The 22550-nt window shown below is 56.1% G+C and carries 22 protein-coding genes; 10 read left to right on the top strand and 12 right to left on the bottom strand.

Translation table 11 applies throughout. From position 1 onward, the window contains the following. Positions 1–164: 164 nt before the first annotated feature. Both QLQ17_RS00330 and QLQ17_RS00335 read left to right on the top strand, forming a co-directional pair. A complete protein-coding gene (locus QLQ17_RS00330; RefSeq protein WP_283207551.1) occupies positions 165–623 on the top strand; it encodes an NfeD family protein in 459 nt (152 codons plus the stop codon). A gap of 2 nt (positions 624–625) precedes the next feature. Beyond that, positions 626–1660 carry an SPFH domain-containing protein gene (locus QLQ17_RS00335; RefSeq protein WP_283207552.1) on the top strand — a complete coding sequence of 345 codons (1035 nt, stop codon included), beginning with the start codon at positions 626–628 and terminating at the stop codon, positions 1658–1660. 33 nt (positions 1661–1693) lie between these two features. Here the strand turns inward: QLQ17_RS00335 and yfbR are convergent, their stop codons facing one another. Beyond that, entirely contained in the window at positions 1694–2287 is a 594-nt protein-coding gene (yfbR, locus tag QLQ17_RS00340) for a 5'-deoxynucleotidase (protein ID WP_283207553.1), read from the bottom strand. A gap of 110 nt (positions 2288–2397) precedes the next feature. Between yfbR and QLQ17_RS00345 the strand changes: the two genes are divergently transcribed. Continuing rightward, positions 2398–3225 carry a transporter substrate-binding domain-containing protein gene (locus tag QLQ17_RS00345; RefSeq protein WP_283207554.1) on the top strand — a complete coding sequence of 276 codons (828 nt, stop codon included), beginning with the start codon at positions 2398–2400 and terminating at the stop codon, positions 3223–3225. A 1-nt stretch (position 3226) separates the two neighbouring features. Here QLQ17_RS00345 and QLQ17_RS00350 read toward each other — a convergent pair whose 3' ends face one another. Both QLQ17_RS00350 and QLQ17_RS00355 read right to left on the bottom strand, forming a co-directional pair. Continuing rightward, the gene (locus QLQ17_RS00350; RefSeq protein WP_283207555.1) at positions 3227–6148 is read right to left on the bottom strand and encodes a DUF748 domain-containing protein; all 2922 of its coding nucleotides are present in this window, start codon (positions 6146–6148) and stop codon (positions 3227–3229) included. A gap of 102 nt (positions 6149–6250) precedes the next feature. After that, positions 6251–7522 (bottom strand): MHYT domain-containing protein, encoded by a 1272-nt coding sequence (locus QLQ17_RS00355; RefSeq protein ID WP_283207556.1) that lies wholly within the window; start codon positions 7520–7522, stop codon positions 6251–6253. A 212-nt stretch (positions 7523–7734) separates the two neighbouring features. Here QLQ17_RS00355 and pdxH point away from each other — a divergent pair, with 212 nt between their 5' ends. The 5 genes from pdxH to QLQ17_RS00380 all read left to right on the top strand — a co-directional run bounded on the left by pdxH (position 7735) and on the right by QLQ17_RS00380 (position 10519). Next, the gene (pdxH, locus tag QLQ17_RS00360; protein ID WP_283207557.1) at positions 7735–8370 is read left to right on the top strand and encodes a pyridoxamine 5'-phosphate oxidase; all 636 of its coding nucleotides are present in this window, start codon (positions 7735–7737) and stop codon (positions 8368–8370) included. Continuing rightward, on the top strand, positions 8324–9100 hold the full coding sequence (locus tag QLQ17_RS00365; RefSeq protein WP_283207558.1) for a 4'-phosphopantetheinyl transferase family protein: 777 nt from the start codon (positions 8324–8326) through the stop codon (positions 9098–9100). The genes pdxH and QLQ17_RS00365 overlap by 47 nt, the downstream gene beginning before the upstream one ends. A gap of 18 nt (positions 9101–9118) precedes the next feature. Beyond that, the gene (locus tag QLQ17_RS00370; RefSeq protein ID WP_283207559.1) at positions 9119–9697 is read left to right on the top strand and encodes a DNA-3-methyladenine glycosylase I; all 579 of its coding nucleotides are present in this window, start codon (positions 9119–9121) and stop codon (positions 9695–9697) included. Positions 9698–9770: 73 nt separating this feature from the next. Continuing rightward, a complete protein-coding gene (locus QLQ17_RS00375; protein ID WP_283207560.1) occupies positions 9771–10076 on the top strand; it encodes a DUF6482 family protein in 306 nt (101 codons plus the stop codon). After that, entirely contained in the window at positions 10073–10519 is a 447-nt protein-coding gene (locus QLQ17_RS00380) for a DUF3429 domain-containing protein (RefSeq protein ID WP_283207561.1), read from the top strand. The genes QLQ17_RS00375 and QLQ17_RS00380 overlap by 4 nt, the downstream gene beginning before the upstream one ends. A 24-nt stretch (positions 10520–10543) precedes the next feature. Here QLQ17_RS00380 and QLQ17_RS00385 read toward each other — a convergent pair whose 3' ends face one another. From QLQ17_RS00385 to QLQ17_RS00415, 7 genes are all read right to left on the bottom strand, one after another. Further along, entirely contained in the window at positions 10544–11539 is a 996-nt protein-coding gene (locus tag QLQ17_RS00385) for a sigma-70 family RNA polymerase sigma factor (RefSeq protein WP_283207562.1), read from the bottom strand. Positions 11540–11632: 93 nt separating this feature from the next. After that, positions 11633–13075 (bottom strand): aspartate kinase, encoded by a 1443-nt coding sequence (locus tag QLQ17_RS00390; protein ID WP_283207563.1) that lies wholly within the window; start codon positions 13073–13075, stop codon positions 11633–11635. 98 nt (positions 13076–13173) lie between these two features. Beyond that, complete coding sequence (gene ectA, locus QLQ17_RS00395; protein ID WP_283207564.1) at positions 13174–13689, bottom strand: diaminobutyrate acetyltransferase; 516 nt, start codon at positions 13687–13689, stop codon at positions 13174–13176. Between the two features lie 147 nt (positions 13690–13836). Further along, a complete protein-coding gene (locus tag QLQ17_RS00400) occupies positions 13837–14784 on the bottom strand; it encodes a hypothetical protein (protein WP_283207565.1) in 948 nt (315 codons plus the stop codon). A gap of 25 nt (positions 14785–14809) precedes the next feature. Beyond that, the gene (locus tag QLQ17_RS00405; RefSeq protein WP_283207566.1) at positions 14810–16213 is read right to left on the bottom strand and encodes a sodium:solute symporter family transporter; all 1404 of its coding nucleotides are present in this window, start codon (positions 16211–16213) and stop codon (positions 14810–14812) included. 418 nt (positions 16214–16631) lie between these two features. Next, positions 16632–17594 (bottom strand): radical SAM protein, encoded by a 963-nt coding sequence (locus QLQ17_RS00410; RefSeq protein ID WP_283207567.1) that lies wholly within the window; start codon positions 17592–17594, stop codon positions 16632–16634. Positions 17595–17627: 33 nt separating this feature from the next. Continuing rightward, complete coding sequence (locus tag QLQ17_RS00415) at positions 17628–19817, bottom strand: dihydrolipoyl dehydrogenase family protein (RefSeq protein WP_283207568.1); 2190 nt, start codon at positions 19815–19817, stop codon at positions 17628–17630. Between the two features lie 225 nt (positions 19818–20042). Between QLQ17_RS00415 and QLQ17_RS00420 the strand changes: the two genes are divergently transcribed. Continuing rightward, entirely contained in the window at positions 20043–20663 is a 621-nt protein-coding gene (locus QLQ17_RS00420; protein WP_283207569.1) for an RNA polymerase sigma factor, read from the top strand. Next, on the top strand, positions 20657–20908 hold the full coding sequence (locus QLQ17_RS00425; RefSeq protein WP_283207570.1) for an anti-sigma factor family protein: 252 nt from the start codon (positions 20657–20659) through the stop codon (positions 20906–20908). Before QLQ17_RS00420 ends, QLQ17_RS00425 begins: the two co-directional genes overlap by 7 nt. On the opposite strand, the gene QLQ17_RS00430 is transcribed toward QLQ17_RS00425, so the two are convergent. Next, on the bottom strand, positions 20872–21609 hold the full coding sequence (locus QLQ17_RS00430) for a DUF6969 family protein (RefSeq protein WP_283207571.1): 738 nt from the start codon (positions 21607–21609) through the stop codon (positions 20872–20874). The two genes, QLQ17_RS00425 and QLQ17_RS00430, sit on opposite strands and share 37 nt — an antisense overlap. A gap of 70 nt (positions 21610–21679) precedes the next feature. After that, positions 21680–22498, bottom strand: coding sequence for a cytochrome c peroxidase (locus QLQ17_RS00435; protein WP_283207572.1), 819 nt, complete (start codon positions 22496–22498; stop codon positions 21680–21682). Positions 22499–22550: the final 52 nt, after the last annotated feature.

Raw genomic sequence — 22550 nt, forward strand, 5'->3', positions numbered from 1 at the left:
ATTCGGGTGTTTGAACTGAAGTTACTTTAGCAGCTGTCTGGCCGGAACCTATGGCAATTTATGAGCACTGGTTCTGGCACCTGAGCCACTGTCGGTGACCACCACAAATCCCCGAGGTACAATGCCGGTCCCTGACCAACTTACCCACATGTGGAATACCTTCTATGGAATGGAGTTTGACTCATCTCTGGCTGATTCTGGCCCTGGTTCTCAGCTTGGCAGAACTGACTTCCGGCGTGCTGGTACTACTGGCCCTGGGTGTTGCCGCTGCGCTGACGGCCATTCTGGCGTCAATCGGTGTTGCTCTGGAGTGGCAGCTGGCGGGTATGGGGCTGTTTTCCGGCATTCTGGTGCCGGTTGCCATTCTGTGGATACGGCCACGGTTTTCGCCCAAAGGCGTGGACTACGGTACCACTGGCACCGGGGTCGAACGAGGCACCGCTTACAGCACCCTCAAACGGGATTTCGACGGCGCCACTGGCATCAAGGTCAATGGCGATTTCTATCGTCTTCGGGTCAGCCCCACGGGCGAGACTGAATTACCTGCCGACACCCGAGTCATTTTTGAACACTTCGACGGCACTACCGCTGTCGTTCGTCTGGACCGAAAAAAGGAGCAGTAAACATGGAAAGTCTTTTGTCGCCCGGGCTGGTACTCAGCCTTATATTTGTTGTTATCGGCATTTTTATCATCGCCAAGGGCCTGGTGATTGTTCGCCAGTCCGAGGTCATGGTCATTGAACGGCTGGGGTCTTTTAATCGGGTGCTTGAAAGCGGTGTGAACATCATCGTGCCGTTCATCGACCGCCCACGGCCCATCACTATGATCCGCTACGTACGTATTGGGGAGGACTACCATCCCACCAGCAGCGATGAAACCCGCATTGACCGCCGCGAAACGGTCATGGATTTCCCGGGACAACCGGTGGTGACTACCGACAACGTGACCGTGAAAATCAACGGTGCTCTCTACTACCAGATTATTGATCCTCGTCGCGCCGTTTACGAAGTCGCGAACATGAGCCAGGCGGTGGAAGTGCTGGCCAAGACCACCCTGCGTTCGGTAGTCGGTAAGATGGAGCTGGACAAACTGTTCGAATCCCGCAGCGAGGTCAACAATGCCATCCAGGCCGAAATGGAAGAAGCGGCGTCCAAATGGGGCGTCAAGCTGACCCGCGTTGAGGTTCAGGACATCAGCATGCCGGAAGAAGTCGAAGAAGCCATGCGCCTTCAGATGGCCGCCGAGCGTAAGCGGCGTGCCACGGTGACCGAGGCTGAAGGTGAGAAATCCGCGGCCATTGCCATGGCCCAGGGCGAGCGGGAATCCGCCATTCTGAATGCCCAGGGTGATAAAGAATCTGCAATTCTGCGGGCCCAGGGCGAACAGGAATCCATCCGTCTGGTGCTCAGTGCCATGGGCGAATCGGAAGAGAACAAGCAGACGGTTATCGGCTACCTGTTGGGCCAGAGCTACATCAAGGTGCTGCCCAACATGGCCAAAGAGGGCGAGCGGGTATTTGTTCCTTACGAATCCTCTGCGTTGCTTGGCTCGATGGGCATGTTCAGGGAACTGGCTGGCAGCCCGGATGATCTGGTGCGCAAAAGCCTAAACAAAGAGGCTTTCCGGGGCGGATTTGTCGCCGGATCAGGCACTGACTGACGGTTTTCCCAGGCGCCAGCGGCCCTCAATCTGTTAACCGAGCAGGTTGTCCAGCGGCTGCTGGTAGCTCGGGGCAAACACGTCCAGAAAATACCGCACCTCGGGCAGCCCATCGGATTCCAACTTCTGGCGAATGTGGCCCGCAGCCGGTTCGAATTCCTTATTCCCTGCCTGAATCTCGGCCTGACATTTCAGCAGCGCTGACAACCTGTCGGCTGCCTTGATCAGTTCTTTCTCTTCTGCTGACCAGCCGGATTCCTTAATGTAAGGCGCGAAATCTGCCTGAAGCTCTTCTGGCAAAAGCGCAAGGAGTTCGGCTTCCGCCTTGTGCTCGATATCACCAAAGGCCTCGCGCATGACTCTGGAGTGATATTTCACCGGGGTCGGCATGTCGCCGGTAATGACTTCGGTGGCGTCGTGATACAGGGCGGCCGTAGCGATACGGTCAACGTTTACCTGGCCGCCAAAATGGCGATTGCGGATCATAGCCAGTGCATGGGCCAGGGTAGCGACTTCCCAACTGTGAGTTGCCACATTTTCTTCAATGGCATTGCGCATCAGCCCCCAGCGTTTGATCCATCGCAAGCGCGACACATAGGCAAAAAAATGGCTCAGCGAACGACTCATAAGTGGCCACTCCTATTTAACAATTGTTCAATATATGGCCTATCAGGGCCATCCCAGGGGTGCTAGAATGAACGCGCGTTCAATTCTTGAATGCGCAGTTCGGAGAATCAATGATTACTGTCCTGAAACGGCCACTCGCCCTTTCTATCTATCTGGCTTTCATCTGCACCCAGCCTGCATTTGCGTCTTCACACGGCGAACTCATCGCCAGCCCTTTGAAAGTCGGTGTTTACGACTTTCCACCGATTGCCATGGTAAGAAAGAAGCACCAGGCCAAAGGGCTTCTGGGCGATCTGCTTGGCGAACTTGAGAAAACCCATGAAGGGCTGGACTTTCAGGTGGTGCATACCTCCCCCATGCGCCGCCAACTGGATTTCAGAACGGGTCTGTTCGATGTGATGTTTTTCGAACACCCGACATGGAGCTGGGGAAGCGAAGCCATCGAGATCTCTTACCCCATTCTGCGCGACGACGAAGTCTATGTAGCCCTGAACAAGGACGACCGGGACCAGTCTTTTTTCGACAACATCCGAAAACGCCGGATCGTGGCGATTGCGGGCTATCATTATGGCTTTGCAGGCTGGGAGACCGACAGCGAGAAACTGCGTAAAAATTTCGACATCGAGCTCTCGCACAGCCATATCCGGAATCTCTATCTGATCGAGGCGGACCGCCCTTCCGTCGCAGAGGTCGCCGTGGTCAGCCGCTCGTTCCTGAACCAATATCTCGACGAACATCCGAATAAACAGAACCTTTTTCTGGTATCAGACAAAGTCGACCAGTCCTACGAATTGAACGTGATTACCCGGCATTCAGGGCCAGTCGACGTACAGCAAATCGAACGCCTGCTAAAGCCATTGATCGAAAGCGGCCGCTACCAGGAAATGGTTCGCCAGCATGGCCTTCAGCTGCCCACGGGAATGGTCAGGTCCCCCTGAGTCAGCGCGCCTCCAACTCGAAATTGACTTTGACCTGACCGGCTTCATCCTGTTCTGCGTCCTGCAGGGGCTCCAAGAGGAACAACTGGTCATCCGACACGTCAAACTCTTCCTGCAATGTCGTGCTGAGGACAACGCCTCGCTCGCGGGCGAGGTCTGCCAATCTCTCGGGCCTGAGCTCAACCGTCGATAGCAGACGGTTCACCAACGCTGCTTCCCAGGCCTGTTCGTCAGGTTCCATATTTGCAGAACCCGCGACTTCTTCACGATACGCCGCCAGGGATTGCTCGAACCCGGCAGCCTGGTAGCGGCTTTCAAGACGGGCAATTCGGTCTGCGGCCGACGGCAGTTCACTGATGGAGAGCTGCTCGGCCAAAGCCTGCCTGCGCAGGAAACCGCCATCAGTCTCTGGTGATACTGCTCCACGCACCTTCAACAGCAACGAGGGTCGCTCAGCCAGTGCGTCAGACAGCACCTCCAGCTTTTCAAGGTCTCCCGGTGCCAGCTTCGCCCTGCCTGGCTGGAAACTGACATACCCGAGCTCTTCTCCGGTCAGGCCGGTCATTTCCGCCAGAGACCCCAGCATACTGAAAGGCGATGTGGCGGCTTTTGCGATCAGGTTTACAAACGTTCTCATCACCACCGGACCGATCCGAAACTGGGGGTCGTCCAGATCACCTTCAATCGGCAGGTCGATGTCTATCAGACCTCTGGTATCTCTCAACAGCGCCAAGCCCAGCTTCACCGGCGCATTGACTGCCTGTTCACTGTCTACCGTGTCGCCAAGCTCCATGCGGTCCAGCAAAATGTGGTTGTCCGCGTCGATCCTGGAGCCAGCCAGTTTGTAGTTGAGGTCCAGATCCAGTTTGCCGCTTTCGATGGCGTAGCCCAGGTACTGGCCCAGGTAAGGCGACAGAGCAGGTAAGGAGATGTCGTCAACGATCAGTTTCAGGTCGCTTACGTCTTCCGTGCCCAACGTGCCAATGGAGCCATCAAATTTAAGGCTGGCAACGTCGCCCACTCGACCTTGAATGGCCACCTTTCCTTGCTGAGGCGACACGTTGCTCAAACCGGAAACAGAGCCGTTCAGACGGTCGAGCCGAGTTGAAAAAACCGGATTCAGAGTGCGATTAGCATAGGACACTTCCCCGTCTTCCAGCAAAATCTGACCAATTCGGAAAATCAGCCCTTCCTCCGTCTGTACCTCGACTTGGGTCGGCTCGGTCACATCCGCGTTGGATGCCGACTCCGGAAGGATACGGGCGAAATTGTGCTGGCCACTCTGCTCGCGAACCACATTAATGTTGGGGTTTGACAGGGTGAGGGTGCCAATTTCCAGCCGAGCTGGGGCAATATTGTATTCCAGCGGCTCCAGTCTCATGTTCCGCCAGGCCAACAGCGGGCCGCCGGAATCGGTCATTCCCAGATCCAGGGAAGCTACCTGAGCCGTGCCGCTGAATGTCCCGGTCAGGGGCGATTCCTGATTATCGAGATTCAGATTTCCGTCCACGGTCAGCAGCCCGTCACGGAGTGTGAGGTTGGTTATGTCTCCCAGGTAAGGATCGATTTGTGCCAGGTTCAAATCGTTCAGGCTGATGCCTGCCTCGAGCGTGAAGGGCTGCGGAGTGGTTTGCCCCCTGAATGACATCCTCCCGCCGTTTGCCAACCTCATGTCCGCTTCATAGTCTACTGGCTCGGCAAGCTGATCAGACAGGCGGCCTAGCGTCAGGTTGAGCTGTTGAAGGCTCAGATTGGCGGAAGTCGACGGCTGATTGTCCAACCAGTTAACGGAGCCATTCTTCAGCTCCACACCCGCCACTGACCATCGAAAAGGTGACTGTTGAGTGGGGTCGGGCGCGCCATCATCAGTCGTGTCCGCTCCCTCGGTATCCGCTGGCTCCGCCGTGCCCAGAGGCCGAACAACATTCAGCGAGCCCTGTGGATCCCGCTCAAGCTCCATCTGGAAATCGTCCAGCGCAACCCGCCCGACGGAAAGCTCGCGGCCGATCAGATCAAACATCACCGCGGGCAGGTGGACACGGGCGACTTTCAGTAGATCGGTTTCACTGTCCGCTGTTTCTGCCAGCGCCAGACCTGTCATGGTGACCTCACCATCCGAGGTCGACAGTGCGAACTGTTCACCCGAGCGCATTTCATAGCTGGAGCTGACACTCAGATTGCCGTCACGGAGTGAATAAGGCAGAAATGGCCCCAGGAAATGGGCCAGCGTGGTGTAACTGATGTCTGAAATGCGGAGATAACCGTCAGAGGCGAAGGGCGCTATGGTCAGATTGCCGTCCCACTCGACGGTTTGATTGCCAATGGCTGCCTGCAGGGAATAGTCACTCTGGCTGCCTTCCCGGGGCCAGGTGGCCAGATCATTCAGCGCAAGATCCAGCGGCGCGATCTGAAATTCTTCCGCGTCGGGACGACTGAAGTCCCGGAACAGAACTTCGCCGCCAATAATCCGGATGCGATCGAGAACCAACTTGGATGGCTCAGCTGCTTCGGAACCTGGCTCGGCTTCGGGAACTTCATCCGTCGCCGGGTTATTAGCCTGCCAGTCACGGGCGAAGTTGACGCTGTAATCGTCTCGCAAATCGAGACGGGCAAAAGGCGACGCCAGCTCCAGATCCTGCAGAGCAATCACGCCGGTTGCCAACCGCAAAACGCCCAGATTCACGTATAACCGGTCGAAACTCAATACCGGTTCTCCGTCGCCATCGCGGGCCGTCAGGCCCAGCGCCTCAATGCTCATGGCAAAGGGGTTTACCTTGACGTCTTCGACCGAGCCTTCCCAGCCCATGTGCTGGGCCAGCCGTTCAGGAATCGTGCGTTCCAGCCACCAAGGCAAAACCACAAAACCAGCCAGCGCGTAAAGCGCGACCAGAATGACAACACCAATTGAAAGCTTGCGGACCAAAACCGGATGCTCCCTGCCACAAATAAAGAAAAGGCTCCATCTGGAGCCTTTGTTATGAAATACAGGATAGTCCGCAGAGGACAGGTTTGTCAGCCGTGCTGATCAAGAACCTGTGCGAATCAGGTTCGGATCCTGAGCCAGATTGTCAAAGGAACCAACCACGGACAGCGACTGGTTGACCATGGCCGCACGAATCAGCCGGCGGCTGGAATGCCCGGAATCCGGATAAAGGGACTGACCTGCGCGCCACAATACAGGTTGACCACCGCCTGTCTCGAGATTTTCCAGCTGTCTCAGGCGCCTGAACATAAACTGGTGATCATCATTTTGGGGGGTCGGCACCAGAACCATGAAAGAGCTATTGGAGTAACGCGATAGCAAGACCCCCTCGCTCAGGCAGTCCTTGATCTTGTCGGCGATAAAGCAGACCGTCTTCTCGACCGTCTTCGCGCCCTGACTGACCGACATTTCCCGATAATTGGCAATGTCGAGATAGATGAGCGCGAATGAATCCGGGCCGGTTTCCGATGCGATTGCTTCAAGCACCTGCTGTTCCAGGCCTGAACGGTTGGCCAGACCGGTACTGGCATCCTGGAATGCAGCCGAAGTCACCCATTTGGCTTCCTCTTCCTGCTGAATCCTCGCGATTCGCCGGCTGTTGATATCCATACCGGTCACGAAAATCGCGACTGACAACAAGGTGATGCAAAGGACCGCCAGTGGCAGACCCAGATAGTCACCGTGTAACAGATTATCTGCCGCAGGTGACGCAGCCTCTGAATAGAACATGCCAAGCATACCGGTGTAATGCATGCCACAGATCGCTGCGGCCATAACCAGCGCCGACACAAACTGAAGGACTACAGCTTTGCTTCCTTGCTCCTGCCGGACCCAACGGCAGATCGCCAGGGCAGCACCAGACGCCCCCAGCGCGATCAAAACGGAAATCGATAGCCAAACCACATCAAACACAGGCGGAAGCGACATATTCATCGCGTACATGCCCAAATAATGCATGGCCACAATGCCTGCGCCCATCGCAACGCTGGCAATCAACAGCGTCCGCATCTTGAGTTCGTCACGACCAATCAGGTGGAGCGCAATGCCGGATGCAATCAAGGCAGCGACCCATGAAATTGCGGTCAGCCCTGCACCGTAGGTCATTTCCGCCATCATCGGGCTGGCACGCATACCTACGAAGTGCATGGTCCACACGCCGGTGCCCATCGCCAGGGCGCCAACCCCCAACCATATCGTTCTTTCGTTACCCGACGCATCGGTTAACCTGGCCCCGAAGTACAGAGCGGTGTATGCCGCAAAAACGGCAACTACATAAGATGCAGCCACCAGAGAAAGGTCGTAATTTTCCAGCATGTTAGGATCTCCGCCGTCAGTTTGTGTCTGAATAAGAAGCTTGTCTGATCAAGTTACTGAGCAAATACGTGGATATGTCGCCGGAGGTTGCACAGAGAAATGCAATCTTTTGTAACCGCAGGGCGCTGAAAGGAAAGACTGACAATATTCCTTGAACTGGATACCCTGACACAGACTCTTACCTGCATTGATTGACGAAAAGGACAATAGCTTTGGACATCGGCGATATGCGGCGTGATTTCGAAAGTAACGGGCTGAACCGGGAATCACTGGACAACAACCCCGTCCGCCAGTTTGAGCGCTGGTTCGAAGACGCCCGCCGTGGCGGTCTGCTTGAACCAAACGCGATGTCACTCGCGACGGCCGGTAAGGATGGCCTGCCGGATGTTCGGACGGTTTTGCTCAAATACTTCGACGATAGCGGCTTCGTGTTCTACACCAACTACGGCAGCCGCAAAGCCGCGGAAATGGCGGACAACCCGCGGGCGGCTCTTCTGTTTCCCTGGTTGGACCTGAACCGACAGGTGAAAATTCAGGGCGCCGTGGAGAAAGTCAGCAAAACCGAATCCCTCAGATATTTCGCTTCCCGACCGCGGGGCAGCCAGATTGGTGCCTGGGTATCCGAGCAAAGCAAAGCGATCACCTCGCGTGGCTTGCTGGAGCAGAAGGTGGCTGAAATGAAACGCAAATTCAGCAAGGGCGAGGTACCACTGCCCGATTTTTGGGGCGGCTACCGCGTGATTCCCGAACGCATCGAGTTCTGGCAGGGTCGGCCAAGCCGGCTTCACGATCGGTTTGAGTATGTCCGCGACGGCGACGGGTGGACCATTGAACGCCTCCAGCCCTGAATCAGCACCGGCTGTCTGGCTTTGTGCCAGTACTTTCGAGCCGGCGTTTGCGCCTTTCTGGCTGACGGAAGAGGAAAGCCAGAAACTGTGCAGGTTGAACCATCAGTCTGGCAGGGAATTCCTGGCCAGCCGCTGGCTTGTCCGTCGGGCACTGGCCGAAGCTTCCGGCCAACCCGCCGAGCGGTGTTGCCCGGCGCCTGGAAAAGTCAGAGCGTCCTCCCAACCGCCCGGTTGGCAACTGTCCATCAGCCACAGCCAGGGGCTGGCCGGTTGCGCAATTTACGGTGGCAGTGCGATCGGGCTGGATCTGGAGCCACTGACGCGGCGCCCTCGCTGGCGGAAAGTCAGCGCCCGCTGGTTTGCACCCACAGAGCATACCTGGTTGTTGGAAGCCAACGATGATCAGGCCTTTCTGAAGGTCTGGACATTGAAAGAAGCCTGGTTGAAGGCAACCGGGCGGGGAATTGCCGACAACCTGCAGACTTTGAGCGTTGGCCGGAATTTCTCTCTGACCGGTGACCGACCGGGTGAGGCCTGGCAAGCCTCTCTTGGCCATTGTGGCGAACATCTGGTCGCCGTCGTGTATCAGGGTGACCAACCGCCAAACGGCCATCGGATTGCGCTGCCAGAGTTCTCCGATACTTTCGACGACGGCGCTGATGATCGCCAGATCGCAGTTGAATGGTACTTTCACACTCCCATTCACTGTCAGACTTACAGCAACCCTTAACAGGCCAGAGGGGGAAGAATGAAGGAACAACGGTGTCCCTGGTGCGGAGACGACCCAATTTACGTGGAATACCATGACAACGTCTGGGGCGTGCCGGAATACGACGAGCTGGCATTATTTGAAAAGCTATGTCTGGACGGCCAGCAGGCCGGACTGAGCTGGATCACCATTCTGAAAAAACAGGCCTCCTACCGAGAGGCTTATGATCAATTCGATCCGCATAAAATCGCCCGCTACGACGAAGATAAAATCGAGTCGCTGTTACAGAATCCAGGAATTATCCGCAATCGACTGAAAGTGAATTCCATCATCCGAAATGCGCGCAGCTTCCTGCAGTTAACGTCTGACGGCACATCGTTCAGTCAATTTCTGTGGTCATTCGTGGGCGGGCAGCCCGTGCAGAACCACTGGAAAGTGTTTGAGGAAGTCCCGGTTTACACACCGGAAGCCGAAGCCATGTCCCGCGCCCTGAAAAAGGCCGGTTTCAATTTTGTCGGGCCGACCATCGTCTACGCCTTTATGCAGGCGACGGGTATGGTGAACGATCACCTTGTGGATTGCCCCCGCCACGCCGCATGCCAGGCTTTGGCAAATTAATTCCATCGCCGACTGATCCTTGGCAATCCATCGGTCGTAACTCCTGAGGCTGCACACTTTCCGGGAGTTGATTGTGCGAATTACCCTAGACGAGCTCAAGCGAACATCGGACCTCACCATTGATCTTCTGGAGATTTTATCTCTCGAGGGTCAGCAGTATATGGCGCGGCTCCTCATCGGCGGCGACTACTTTCTTCTGTCCGATTCCGACGGCAAAACATGCCTGTTTCGCAGTAGCTGGCAAGTGCAGGACACGCTGGGTGCAATCCGAATTACAGCGACAGATGTGGTTCACCCTTCTGCTTATCATGAAATGGTCGGTATGCAACCGTCGGAAATAGAACCCATGCGGATCAGGGTGCAGGGGCAGAATACATGATTGCTGTCGCCAGACTGGCGATTCTCGTCGGCATCGGTGGCCTCATCCCATTTATAACGGCCATCATTTCCTTTTTCGTGATGCCCCAGAACAACGATCTGGTGTTGCACTATTTCTATCTTTACAGTGCTGGCATCCTCGCCTTCATGGCCGGCATTTACTGGCCACTCGCCATGCAACTGGACAATCGTTGTTATCCTCTGTCACCGCTGGTCACGATGTTGCTTAGCCAGGTGTTTTTCCTGACGGCCGGTCTGGGTCTTCTCCTTCCTGTTACCGGACAAGCCATTGTCTATTCATTGGCCTACCTGGGACTCTACATTGTCGATGCACGCTGGATGCGCGACTATTGGCCGCATTGGTACCTGCAACTCAGGATGGGCTTAACGATGGTTGTTCTGTTGTGCCAACTGGCAGCGGGCTTTGTCGTTTTTTACAACTGAAGCCCACTTATTGTCCGGTCGTTATCACTCCATAGCTTCTTCTAAATCACCATAGCGTTCCTGCAGTTTTCGGAGCGCGCCCTTTTCAATCTGGCGCACTCGTTCCCGGCTGATTCCCAGATCGTCAGAAATAACCTGAAGGGTTTCCGGTTCTGGCAGACCAATACCGAAACGACGTGATAAAACGTCCTTTTCCCGTTCATTCAGCTCTGACAACAATGCCGCCAACGTTCTTTTACGATCACGATCCGCCATATCGTGATCCGGAGCGGAATGATCCGAAGCACTCAGGCTGTCGCCAAGGGTCATGTCTGCCCCGGAGGAAACCGGCGAATCCACTGACAATTCGGAAATAGCCAGTGCACGCAGCTCTCCGACACGCGAAGGCGAGACTTCAATTTCCTCCGCAAGCTCTGACTGAGAAGGCATTCGGCCCAGCGTTTTATGAAGCGCCAGAGACGCTTTCTGCAACAGACGAATTTCGTCCACCACATTTTCTGGCGTGTGAACCAGACGAGTACCACGCTTCATGCAGCGTTTTACTTCCTCGCTGATCCACCAGTAAGCATAGGTAGAAAAACGAAAGCCTTTCGTGGGGTCGAAACGCTCAACGGCCTTGATCAGCCCCACGTTGGCGTCCTGAATAATGTCGGTCATCGGGATGCCGCGATTGGCATACCGGCGAGCGATATGAACGGCCAGCCTGAGATTGCTCTGAATCAGAATGCGGCGACTTGCAGACGCAAGGTGATAGGCACGACGGCAACGAGTCGAGAACGCACAGGCATCCCCGAGACTGCCGATTACCTCACGGTAGGTTTGCGGCGTATCAGAGGGCAAAGCCAGTTCACCAGAGATTATCCGGTAACAGAAGGAGAGACGACGTGACAGCTTTTTTTCCGCCGCATCGGTCAACAGTTGATAGCGGGACGCATCCCTGAAGTACAGCCCAACCAGTGATTCGGATTCGCCGGCGTGGGCATGTGTCGGAGACGGCGCCAGGCTCTGTATATCACTCATAGCTCAGGTTCCGATCACGTATGTGTTTAAGAGATACGTGATCGTCACTGAGCTGGATTGATTAAACGGAATAGGCCCCGTCAATGACCTCTATCAGGCGGCTACAATTGCGTACTCGTGGTTGTGAGGCTCAATCAGAACACCGTGAAGTGCGACGATGGCCTTCTCGTAATCATCCTCATCTACCACGAACTGCATATCCACCTGACGCATACACTGATGCATGGCCAGGATGCTGATATCTTCATCCGCCAGCGATTTTACAGAGCGGGCGAGAATGCCAGGCACTTTCATATCGCTGCCAATGGCTGAAACCAGTGCCACCTTGCGAGTGTTGATCTCAGCGTTGGGGAATTCCTCTTTCAACATCTTCACCACTCGCTTGACGTGCTTCAGCGTGCTGTCCACGTAGTGGGTGATGGTGTTGGCATTGGTATCCTTTGACACAAATCGCACCTTGTAGCGACTCAGTACATCCAGGATGCGCCTGTCAGAGCCAGGCTCGCCCTGCATATCCTGATCAAATACTTCGATCGCAAAGATGCCCTTCGCGCCGGCGATGATTTCCACCTGAGGCTTCTCACTCACGTAGTCGGCGGTAATCAAGGTGCCTGTGTGCTCCGGCTCAAACGTGTTCATCACGCGCAGTGGCACCTCTTTCTGCCGCAGTCCTTTACCGGCCTTGGGGTGGATCGCCTCCATACCGAGATTGGCCAGTTGGTCAGCAACGTCGTAATTCGTACGTCCCAGAGGCACGACCTTGTCAGCGCCCACGATCTTGGGATCTGCCGAACTCAGGTGGTATTCCTTGTGGATAATGGCTTCGCATGCGTCCGTAATCACCGCCACCCGGCTGAAGGTCATTTCGCTGTAACCACGATCGAAAGTCCGCATCAGGCCTTCCTGACACTGGGCATAGCCAGTCACGATCGGGAGTTCGCGGGTAAGGTCTACCGCGTCAAAAGCCTGCTTGAGCTTTTCATCCAGTGGCAGAAGTTCAGCATCTCGCCAACCGGTCAGATCCACAAAACGAGCGTTGATGCCTTCCTGCTGGAGTTTCAGTGCTGTGTTGAACGCACTGTGTGCCTCACCAATACCGGCCAGCATTTCACGGACAGTCAGCAGGTGCTCTTCCAGCTGGAACTGCCCGTAGGAGCAAAGCCGCTGCAGGTCAATCAGGCAACCACGAACGCCTTCAATGCGGTCGGTAATGAACTGGTCTGCCTGCTGCTTCAACATGGGATCCTGGAACAGTTCGCTGTTCTTGTCGGTCAGGAACTTGACCAGCTTGGTGAGGTCATCGCCCCAGGCCCAATCGGATTCAGCATCGGCAAACAGGGCATAAACACCGGGTTCGCCGGTTTTCTTGTGCTCCAGAAGTTCGTCGGTGACGCCACCGTAAGCCGAGACCACAAAGATTCGCTGGTACAGATCGTCTTTTTCACGGTCACCGATGATGATGTTATCGCGGACCGCCTCGTAGTTACTCATTGAGGTGCCGCCGATTTTCTCCACGGTGTGCTGTTGGCTGCTCATAATCTTTCCATCAGTATCTTTGATCTTTGCAGAAGTCGAAAACACCGTTTTACCGTGTTTTTGTCTGCTGAGTTTAGCATTTCTATACGGGGTAACGCTTAGGCCGGTTTGGTAAACGGACCGATCCGGAGTAAAAACTCGGAGTCGTGGTGGCCACCAAAATGAGCCTCTTTTTCAAAGTGCTCGTGGTAGGTCAGTTCGGCCCCCATATCCCGGGCGAAAGATCGGAACAAGGCCCAGGATGCTTCGTTATCCTCGGTAATGGTGGTCTCCATGTGAGTCACATCGCGACAGGCATCGCGGGCCACAATGTCTTTCAGCATTCTCTTGGCCAGACCTGCACCGCGACCCCGTGCATGAACGGCCACCTGCCACACAAAAACAGTCTCCGGTTGTTGGGGCGGGATATAACCGGATATGAAACCAACCAGATCGCCGTCTTTCTCAGCCGCAACGCCAGTTGCAGCAAAGTGGCTGCACTGCAGCAGGTTGCAGTAAATGGAATTGGGGTCCAGCGGTGGGCACTCAGCCACCAGCTGATGCAGTCGATAGCCATCGTCCTTGACCGGTGGGCGTAAAACGATGGCGGTGGTATTCGAGCTGTCTGAGGTCATGTCGTGATTGGATCGCTGTAAAAGTTAGGGGAGAATTATATAGACCACAAAATATTTATCAAGTGAGGCCCACGTCCGCTCATTCCGGTATCAGTGTCTATTATCAGAATAGACCGGCCTGTACCGTTTTCCAGAAAAGATGATGTTTTACTGGCGAGGAAAGCGAACATCCGCCGAATTCAAGGAGGTGCCGGAACTCAGTCGATTCCGGTAGGAGATTGCAGCCGGCGATCCTGCGGGCCAAAGCTGATCAAACATCGTCAGCCACGCCTGCAGGTCGAAAGCCACGGGTAACAACGATATGTGAAGGCCAAGATGCTCAATGGCGCCAATGATGGGGCGATCCGGTGCCTCAAGCGCCAGCCTGGTTACCAGGCCAGCTGGGTCAGATTGCAAATTACCCATGCCCGACGCCCCGTTGTTGGCCACAGCCCTTGGCCTGCCAGCGGCCTGCCCCGACCACAGCACTGGCAGGCAGGTGTGGGTACAGGTTATGACATCGGCATCGCATTGACCGAACCAGTCATCCAGCTCTGACGCATTCCCTTCCGCAAAGGCTTCGTAGGCCAGCCCCCAACCCGCCAGAGACTCAGGGTCGCCATGAAGCACCAGAATCTTTAGGCCTCCAAATATCAAGCAGCGATATCTCGGCAAATCTGTCAGTCTGGACTGGATATCCGGATGCCGACTGGCCACTTCCTGAAGACGCTCCATCATCAAATTGGAACGCTCGACCACCCCCTGATCCACAAAATCGGGGTAGGCGCAGCCGCATCCGGCGCCGTCATTGGGGTTCGCCAGCTCATAATCCACATTACCCAGGCTGACCCGATGCTTCAGCACCCGCTCGTTCACTTCGCGAAAAAGGGAGTCACTGGCGTTAAACCAGTTGAAGTCACCATTGAACACCAACGCCACCGAGCGACCCTGACTTTCCTCCTCCTGCGCCATTCGCTCGATTTCATCCAGTGCGCAGAGGTTGCCGTAGAGCCCGCCGATCACGTATAGCACGTCGGCATGCACTGACTCTGGTTCCGAGCAGAGTGTTTCAGGATTGTAGCGATAAGCCAGTGGGCAACTTCGGCCTTCAGACATCTTGAGTCTCTCAATAGGTGTGCGTTTATGCTTCGCCTGCGGCCATCGAACGCCCTGACACACGCCGCATCACCAAGGGTACAAAGAAACCGGCTGTACAGATCAGGAAGCCGTAGGCATTGACCCCCAGCAGCATGGCGTACTTTCCTTCACCAATGGCCCAGCTTGCCGGAATCAGGCCCGCGGCCAGCAAGACCCCGAGAGCCAGGCCGGTCCAAAAGCTGAGATGAAAACTCCAGGGCGACCAGCGGGTAAATCCGTAGAACAGGAACACCGGCGCCAAACCCATCACCATCGTGCCGGAGATGGTGGTGGCCTTGAGGATATCGGTACCCGCAAACATCGGCAGATTACCCAGCAGCGCAAATACGATCATAATGATCGCGCCCACACGCACACTTGGCAGGCGGTCTTTTGCACGCTTGGCCAGTTGCGGCAGATCCACCGCCAACGACTTGGCAAGGGAGCTGAACGTCGAATCCAGCGTGGATCCTGCGGAGGTCATCATCACCACACTCATAAAGAACAGTGCCGCCAGGCCCAGCGACTGGCCGACAGCCGCCGGCGCATTGCCCATGGCTTCAATGCCGTTCAGGCGCGCATGCACGCCCACCAGACTGAAGATGAACACCGCCACGAACCCGAGCAGACCCGCCACCACAAAGCTCTTGAGCATGGTTTTTTCTTTGTTCACAAAGCCACGATCGGTCAGTACAGGGTCGTGGAAGGGGTAGCTGAACATCTGCAAAAGGGCGACCAGTAACAGGTCAAATCCGGCATCGAGCCTGAATTCACCATTGCTCAGCAATGCACTGGTGTCGTTCGCTGGCACGATCAGAAACAGTACAGCGCCCACAAAGAACACAAACACCACGGCCTGAATCACATCGGTGAAAATCGACGACCGCAAGCCGCCTTTCAGGCTATAGGCAAGCGTAAACACGGTGAACAGCATTGCTGCAGAATAATATTCCCACTCGCCCGGCAATCCGAAATAGCCACCCACCACAGCGGTGTTACTCCAGACTTCGTTGTACAGACGAATCAGAATCGCCGCCGCAAAGGCCAGGCCGGCAAGCCGGCCAAAACGCGACGTCAGAAAATCCTGCAGGCTTCTGGCGCCGGTTTGCGTGCGAATCAGGTAGATGATGTACCCCGCCACCGGAATCGACAGCCAGTAGCTGGCATAAGCCAGACCACCGGTCACGCCGTAGGCAGCGCCCAGGTTCGCCGCATTGGTCACCGACTTGGCAAAGATCCAGCTTATAAAAATACTGGCAGTGAGTGACCACTGACCTACCGGGTTGCCCTGATCATCCGCACCTTTGTAGAACGAGTTGGCGTTCTTGCTCTTGGGCGACAGCAGGTACATCACCACGCCGTAGACCACCAGGAATCCCCAGAACAGGGAGGCTTCCGTGAAATTCATTGTTTTGGTTTCCTCTTCTTTTTTGTTCCGGGGTTTGCTTGGTTACTGCTAGCTTGGGAGTTCCGGGTCGATGGATCGGGTGTCAAAAAACCGCTTACGAGCCCATCCATGGGGGCTTGAGGCGCGCCTTCCCTGGCGCGCCACATTTTTTGACACCCAATCCACCGCCCCTTGCTTAACCTCTCCCTATGCCGTCCCCGGCTATACAGGCGCCTTCAAAACGCCATTAAGTCTTTTGTCTTTTGCCGTGTGTCTTCAACCAACGAATAGCACTGGCTTACCGCGGTCTGGGGATGGGGGTTTATTTCCGCCAGGAAAAAGGTGTCTGAGCGAAGCGAGTTCTTTTTCCCAAGGAAATAAACCCCCATCCCCAGGCCGCCAACCCCCAGCAACCAGTCCTACAAGGCCCCCACCAAAACTAGGAAGGCGCCGAACAACTCGCCCCAAAGCGATAACAGGCAAAACACCGGTGATGCCGCAACATAATCCGCTCGTCCATGCTCTCGGCCAACGTGCCGCCAAGGTCATACTGCGGATCGTCGTCCACCAGCGTGCAGGCATAAACCCGCACCTGGTCATCCCGTTTCACCAGCATTCGCGTGTAGGTACACATGAAATGCGACCGCGATTCTCTGGTCGGATACTTCTCCATGCAGCCTTCGGTAATCTCCGGGCTGCCGTCTTCAGAGCCGGGCGTGCCCAGATCAGGAAACGCGGTGAAGGCCAGTGTCTCCGGGATACCCCACTCGCGGAAGATGTCGCGGAATTTCGCTTCCACTTCCGCGGGGATCTCGTTCTGATCAGTCTGCCGCGCAATGGAGACTTCAAAGCCCTGATCCACCAGCCAGCGGATGCCTTCCAGCGCCTTATCGAAACTTCCTTCGCCACGATCCACGTCGTGTCGGGCGCGATCCGGGAAATCCAGGCTCACCCGCCAATGGATCGGAAAGGGATTGTCCAGCAAGGGTGTGACCTGGTGCTTGCGCTTCAACAAGGGATCGGTGGCGTTGGTCAGCACAAAACAGGGCCGGTGCTGACTGGCGTAATTCAGGATGTTGACAAAATCCCGTATCACGAACGGCTCGCCGCCGGTGAACGAGAACTGCTCCACGCCCATGTCCAGCGCTTCATGAATGAAAGGTTTCACATCACTCAACTTCATACCCGGAATACGGCCGTCACCCGGATGCGAGCCCTCCAGACAGAAGGGGCAGGCCAGGTTGCAGGCGGTGCCGGTATGAATCCAGAGCTCTTTCAGCTTGTCGGAATCGATGTAACCACGCGGGTCGCCGTTGCGGGTATGCGTCCAGCTATCGCGGGCCCTCGGTTCCAGAACTTCCACCGTCGGTATGCGCTTTTCTGCCGTTTGGGTCAGGGGCATAGATGCTCCGTTAATTCGTCAATTCAGTCATTTTCAGGTTGTACGTTCGATTGCCGATTCCCGGTCAGCCCGGCCGCCACGCTGCCAGGCGTGCAGCTTTTCCAGCAGCCGGAGAATGCCCTGCGGGGCGTTGGCGCGCTTCCATTCACCCGCGGCGAACTTCGCCGACTCGTTCCAGGTCGGATAGGGGTGAATGGTACCGAGGATCTTGTTCAGACCCAGACCGTGCTTCATGGCCAGGGTAAATTCCGCCAGAATCTCGCCTGCATGGGTACCGACAACCACCGCCCCCAGAATCTTGTCTTTGCCGGGCGGGGTCAGCACTTTGATGAAACCATAGTCCTCGCTTTCGGCAATGGCGCGGTCCAGATCGTCCAGACCGTATTTGGTAACTTCATAGGCCACGCCCTTTTCCTGGGCTTCTGCCTCACTCAGCCCGACACGAGCCACTTCTGGAGAGGTGAAGGTCACCCAGGGCATCACCCGATAGTCCACCGCAAACCGTTTGAACTGGCCGAACAGTCCGTTCACTGCCGCATACCACGCCTGATGCGCCGCCGCGTGGGTAAACTGGTAAGGTCCGGCCACATCGCCGCAGGCAAAGATATTGGGGAACCGCAGGCTCATGTCTTCTTCCACCGGTACCGTGCCGTTGCGCAGGGTTTCAATGCCGATTTTGTCTAGGCCCAGGCCTTCTGTGCGCGCCGCGCGACCTACGGCGACCAGCACCCGATCAAAAGCGATTCGAACCCGCTCGCCGTTGTGATCGCAGTAAACCACTTTTTCATCATTCTCAATCGCAAATTCTTTCGCCGCGTGCTTGAGGCGCACGTCGATACCATCTTCCTCAAACCGCGCCCGAATCAGTTCCGACACATCGGTGTCTTCCTTGGCCAGCAGGCGATCGCCCATTTCCACCTGAGTGACCTGACTGCCCAGCCGTTGGAACGCATGCGCGAGCTCTGATCCAATCGGGCCGCCACCCAACACCAGCAAGCGCTCTGGCTGTTCCTCAAGATCCCACAGATTGTCCGATGTCAGCGGCTCCATGTCCGCTAACCCGGGAATCGGCGGTACTGCCGGTTTGCCGCCGGTTGCCACCACAATGCTCTTTGCCGTCAGGCGCTCGGTGCGGCCATCGTTATGAACCACTTCCAGCTCCCAGGGAGATACGAAACTGGCGGTGCCAGAGATGCAGTCCACGCCCAGGCTGCGGTAACGTTCGGGCGAATCGTGGGGCTCTACTTTGGCAATGACTTCCTTCACCCGACCCATGATCTTGGCAAAGGAGCCTTTAACCGGTACCGATTCCAGACCATAGCGGTTGCCATGGCGCATGGTGTCCGCCGCCTTGGCACTGCGAATCAGCGCCTTGGAGGGTACACAGCCGGTATTCAGGCAGTCGCCGCCCATTTTGTCGCGCTCGATCAACGCCACCTTCGCCTTGACGGCTGCCGCGATGTAGGCGGACACCAGTCCGGCTGAGCCGCCGCCGATCACCAGCAGGTTGTAGTCAAACGAGCTGGGTTTCTGCCAACCGGCATAGACCCGACGCTTGCGGATAAAGCCAACAATGAACTTGGCGATCAGCGGGAACAGCCCAAGCAGGGCAAACGACAGCAGCAGATCTGCAGAGAGAATATCTCCAGTCGATTCAATCTGGGCAAGCTGGGTACCGGCGTTCACATACACAAAGGTGCCTGGCAGCATCGCTGCCCAGCTTACCAGCGCGTAGGTTTTCAGCTTCATCGCCGTCAGGCCCATGGCCAGATTGATCAGAAAGAAGGGAAACACTGGCACCAGCCGCAAGGTGGCGAGATAGAACGCCCCGTCTTTCTGGATGCCACGGTCCATTTTCGCCACGGTTTCGGCGTACTTGTTTTTCAAGGTGTCCCGCATCAGAAACCGGGCCACAAGAAAAGCCAGTGATGCACCAATGGTCGACGCCACAGACACCGCCATCAAACCGTAGATATTGCCGAAAAAGGCACCGCCCGCCAGCGTCATGATCGCGGCGCCCGGCAACGAGAGCGCGGTAACGATCACATAAATACCCGCGAAACCGAGGACGGCGACCAGCAGGTTCTGGCTGATCCACTGCTCAAGCGATGACTGGTTCTTTTGCAGGTTCTCCAGAGTCAGCAGTTCCGGACCGCCAAAACCGATGAAAAGCGCCACTACCGCGCCGATCAGAAGCAGAAGAATGAGCTTTTTTAGGTTCATAACAAAATCCATTGTTGATAAGAGACACAAGTTGCTCTGAAAGACACGGACAGAGGCTGGATGTTACACCTCGTTGCGACTAATATTTTTTGAGCGGTTACTCATATATTCGGGAACTATCCATACAAGACATGAACATACCATCGGTTAGCTAGCTGCAGATGTCCAATAACATCTTTATCACGAAGCTCTAAAAACGGCGTCCCGACGGCATAGGTATACGCAATGGAAGCTGCAAACTATCAGACTGACGAAGAACAACTGATCGAGGGCCTCAAAGCGGCCAACGAGGCCGACTTTCAAATGGCAGTAAGGCTTTACACTCCGGGCATGATGGCCGTTGCGCGGTTTTATCTGGACCATGGCGCCGCCGAAGACATGGTGCAGGACTGCTGGTTAGCCGTAGTTAACGCAATCCATTCATTCGAAGGCCGCTCCGGACTGAAAACGTGGCTGCACCGGATTGTGGCCAACCGGGCCAAAAACTACCTCAGAAAACATCAGCGGGAAGTCAGTACCGATTTCTCTGAATCCCTGGACCCGGACCTTGCCAGGCGCTTCGCTCCGAACGGCCGTTGGGCCACACCGCCCAGCCTCAGGAGCAACGAATCCGCCGAGGCACTGATGGAAAACGGTGCCCTCAGCGACTGCCTCGATAAACACCTGTCTCATTTGCCGGAAGCACAGCGATCCGCGTTGATGCTTTACGAAGCCCACCAGCATAAATCCGACGACGTCTGTAACATTCTGGACGTCAGTGCCTCTAATCTGAGAGTGCTTCTCCACCGGGCGCGACAGAAAATCTTTCTGATGGTGGAAACCTTCCAGGAGACAGGCGAATGTTGATGTGTCGAGACCTGGCCAGAATCGCCAGTGATTACATTGACGGCGAATTAGGCCCCATGGACACTGTTTCGGTGAAACTTCATTTGCTGATGTGCGGCCATTGCCGGACGTTTATTGGCAGTCTGCGCACAAGCCTGGAACTGATGCGCGGTCATTCCAGTCATCAGCTGGATGAGGATTTTGCTCGCCGGATCGACGAGCAGATCAGTCAGGCGCTCATCGCCCGAGACGACGAACAGGATTGATGCGCCCGTCGCGTCGTCTCATCAATCAGCAGGTCAGCCCAGCTGTCCAGGTGAATCGGCAACGAACCCACCACTTCCAGCCCGCGATCCTCCAGAACCGACATTTGCTCGGACGGATCCTGACGCGCTAGCACCGCATAACGATGGGTCAGCAGGGCCTCGATCTGTAACCGGAAACAGCGCACCATTGCGCTCATCCAACGATTCACCGGCCAGCTTGGATAGGCATGATCAATGCAGAAACGGTCCAGTGACGCAATGATGGCCTCGGCGGGAAGCCAGCTTTCGTCGGTAACCCAGCGATTCACCGAAAACAGATCCGTTGGAAAGCCCCAGGCGTCCATGGAGATAGCTACCACGTGGGCCACCCGGTCCTCCCCCGCCGGTCCTAACAGTGGTGCTTCGTCGGCGGGCAATGCTCCGTTGCGAAGGAACAGATGAAAATGGCCATGCTCATCCTGGTCTTCCCGGTGGGCGTGATAGTAATACTGGGACGCGCTGTCCTTGTCGTACACATCGTCTTTCGGGTAGTGATCCATCTCATAGAACGGGCCCTGATCCCGCAGTACTTCACCCACAATGTTCAGCCCGCCCTTCTCCAGCACCCGGTAGCATTCGCGGATATCGGCGACGGCCTCCAGGCTTTCCTTCAACTGGCGGTCACTGAGTGTCGCCAGTTCTGGAATCTGCAACTCCTTCATGATCATTCACCTCCTTCAGACGCGGCCACCGGACCCTCCGGAAGCCGCGTGTATCTCACGTTCACACTCATCAGGCCGCCGCATTCTCGGAACGCTTGGGCGCCTTGGCAGAACATGGATTCTTGGCCGCGCACGGATTCTTGGTGGCACAGGGATTTTTTCCGGCACACGGATTGCCGGCTCCGCATTTACCCCCTTTGAGGGCACAGGGGTTGGCCGACAACTGCTTCTGCACCTTACCCATATAGGTGGTCAACGCCGCCAGCTCCTTGCTGGTCCAGTCGAGGGGCTCGGAGGCCATCGGCTGAACCATGCAGATCTGAACCATCTCGTCCAGGTGAACCGAACTCATCCCAAAGATGTTCTTGGCCATGGCTACGGAATGCGGATAGGCATTGGCAAACGTTGCATTGTAGCCGGCGCCATCGTTGTGACAGGTTGCGCAGGTCAGGCCGTTGCTGCTGAGTGAGGGATCGTTGAACAGCTTTTCGCCCAGCGCCATCAGCTTGCAGGGATTGCCCTCGTAGGGTTGGTAACCGGACGGCCGACTGACTTTTTTGGCGGCACAGGGATTGGGCTTGGCCCCGCACTTACCGGCCGCGGAACACGGGTTGCAGCCCTTGGCGGCGCAGGGGTTCTTAGTCGCGCATGGATTTTTAGTGGCACAGGGATTTTTGGCCGCACAGGGATTGCACCCTGCTTTGCAGCCTGCCTTACAGTGCTGCCCCGCCTTGCATTTGTTCTTGCAGGGGGAACAGGGGCTGCAGGCGGCGATCGCCAGGCCGCCGGTTCCAAGCAGGGCGGTTACCAGCGCGGCAGACCACCAGGTAGTGCGCCGATGCTCATAGGCTATGCGAACGGCATTTCTTAGGGGATGGATTGCGTTCATGGTGTCTCTCCTGAATCACGACGTTTCAATTGGACCTTCGGGCCCTACCGCC

It is taken from the genome of Marinobacter sp. CHS3-4 (assembly GCF_030053415.1).
Classification (GTDB): Bacteria; Pseudomonadota; Gammaproteobacteria; order Pseudomonadales; family Oleiphilaceae; genus Marinobacter.

Excerpts from the sequence above, each read along its gene's own strand:
- QLQ17_RS00415 (WP_283207568.1), bottom strand. The coding sequence starts at position 19,817 with ATGAACCTAAAAAAGCTCATTCTTCTGCTTCTGATCGGCGCGGTAGTG.
- QLQ17_RS00330 (WP_283207551.1), top strand. The coding sequence starts at position 165 with ATGGAATGGAGTTTGACTCATCTCTGGCTGATTCTGGCCCTGGTTCTC.
- QLQ17_RS00420 (WP_283207569.1), top strand. The coding sequence starts at position 20,043 with ATGGAAGCTGCAAACTATCAGACTGACGAAGAACAACTGATCGAGGGC.
- QLQ17_RS00335 (WP_283207552.1), top strand. The coding sequence starts at position 626 with ATGGAAAGTCTTTTGTCGCCCGGGCTGGTACTCAGCCTTATATTTGTT.
- QLQ17_RS00385 (WP_283207562.1), bottom strand. The coding sequence starts at position 11,539 with ATGAGTGATATACAGAGCCTGGCGCCGTCTCCGACACATGCCCACGCC.
- QLQ17_RS00370 (WP_283207559.1), top strand. The coding sequence starts at position 9,119 with ATGAAGGAACAACGGTGTCCCTGGTGCGGAGACGACCCAATTTACGTG.
- QLQ17_RS00355 (WP_283207556.1), bottom strand. The coding sequence starts at position 7,522 with ATGCTGGAAAATTACGACCTTTCTCTGGTGGCTGCATCTTATGTAGTT.
- QLQ17_RS00365 (WP_283207558.1), top strand. The coding sequence starts at position 8,324 with ATGTCCGCGACGGCGACGGGTGGACCATTGAACGCCTCCAGCCCTGAA.
- QLQ17_RS00430 (WP_283207571.1), bottom strand. The coding sequence starts at position 21,609 with ATGAAGGAGTTGCAGATTCCAGAACTGGCGACACTCAGTGACCGCCAG.
- QLQ17_RS00435 (WP_283207572.1), bottom strand. The coding sequence starts at position 22,498 with ATGAACGCAATCCATCCCCTAAGAAATGCCGTTCGCATAGCCTATGAG.
- yfbR (WP_283207553.1), bottom strand. The coding sequence starts at position 2,287 with ATGAGTCGTTCGCTGAGCCATTTTTTTGCCTATGTGTCGCGCTTGCGA.
- QLQ17_RS00390 (WP_283207563.1), bottom strand. The coding sequence starts at position 13,075 with ATGAGCAGCCAACAGCACACCGTGGAGAAAATCGGCGGCACCTCAATG.
- QLQ17_RS00345 (WP_283207554.1), top strand. The coding sequence starts at position 2,398 with ATGATTACTGTCCTGAAACGGCCACTCGCCCTTTCTATCTATCTGGCT.
- QLQ17_RS00405 (WP_283207566.1), bottom strand. The coding sequence starts at position 16,213 with ATGAATTTCACGGAAGCCTCCCTGTTCTGGGGATTCCTGGTGGTCTAC.
- QLQ17_RS00425 (WP_283207570.1), top strand. The coding sequence starts at position 20,657 with ATGTTGATGTGTCGAGACCTGGCCAGAATCGCCAGTGATTACATTGAC.
- QLQ17_RS00380 (WP_283207561.1), top strand. The coding sequence starts at position 10,073 with ATGATTGCTGTCGCCAGACTGGCGATTCTCGTCGGCATCGGTGGCCTC.
- ectA (WP_283207564.1), bottom strand. The coding sequence starts at position 13,689 with ATGACCTCAGACAGCTCGAATACCACCGCCATCGTTTTACGCCCACCG.
- QLQ17_RS00400 (WP_283207565.1), bottom strand. The coding sequence starts at position 14,784 with ATGTCTGAAGGCCGAAGTTGCCCACTGGCTTATCGCTACAATCCTGAA.
- QLQ17_RS00410 (WP_283207567.1), bottom strand. The coding sequence starts at position 17,594 with ATGCCCCTGACCCAAACGGCAGAAAAGCGCATACCGACGGTGGAAGTT.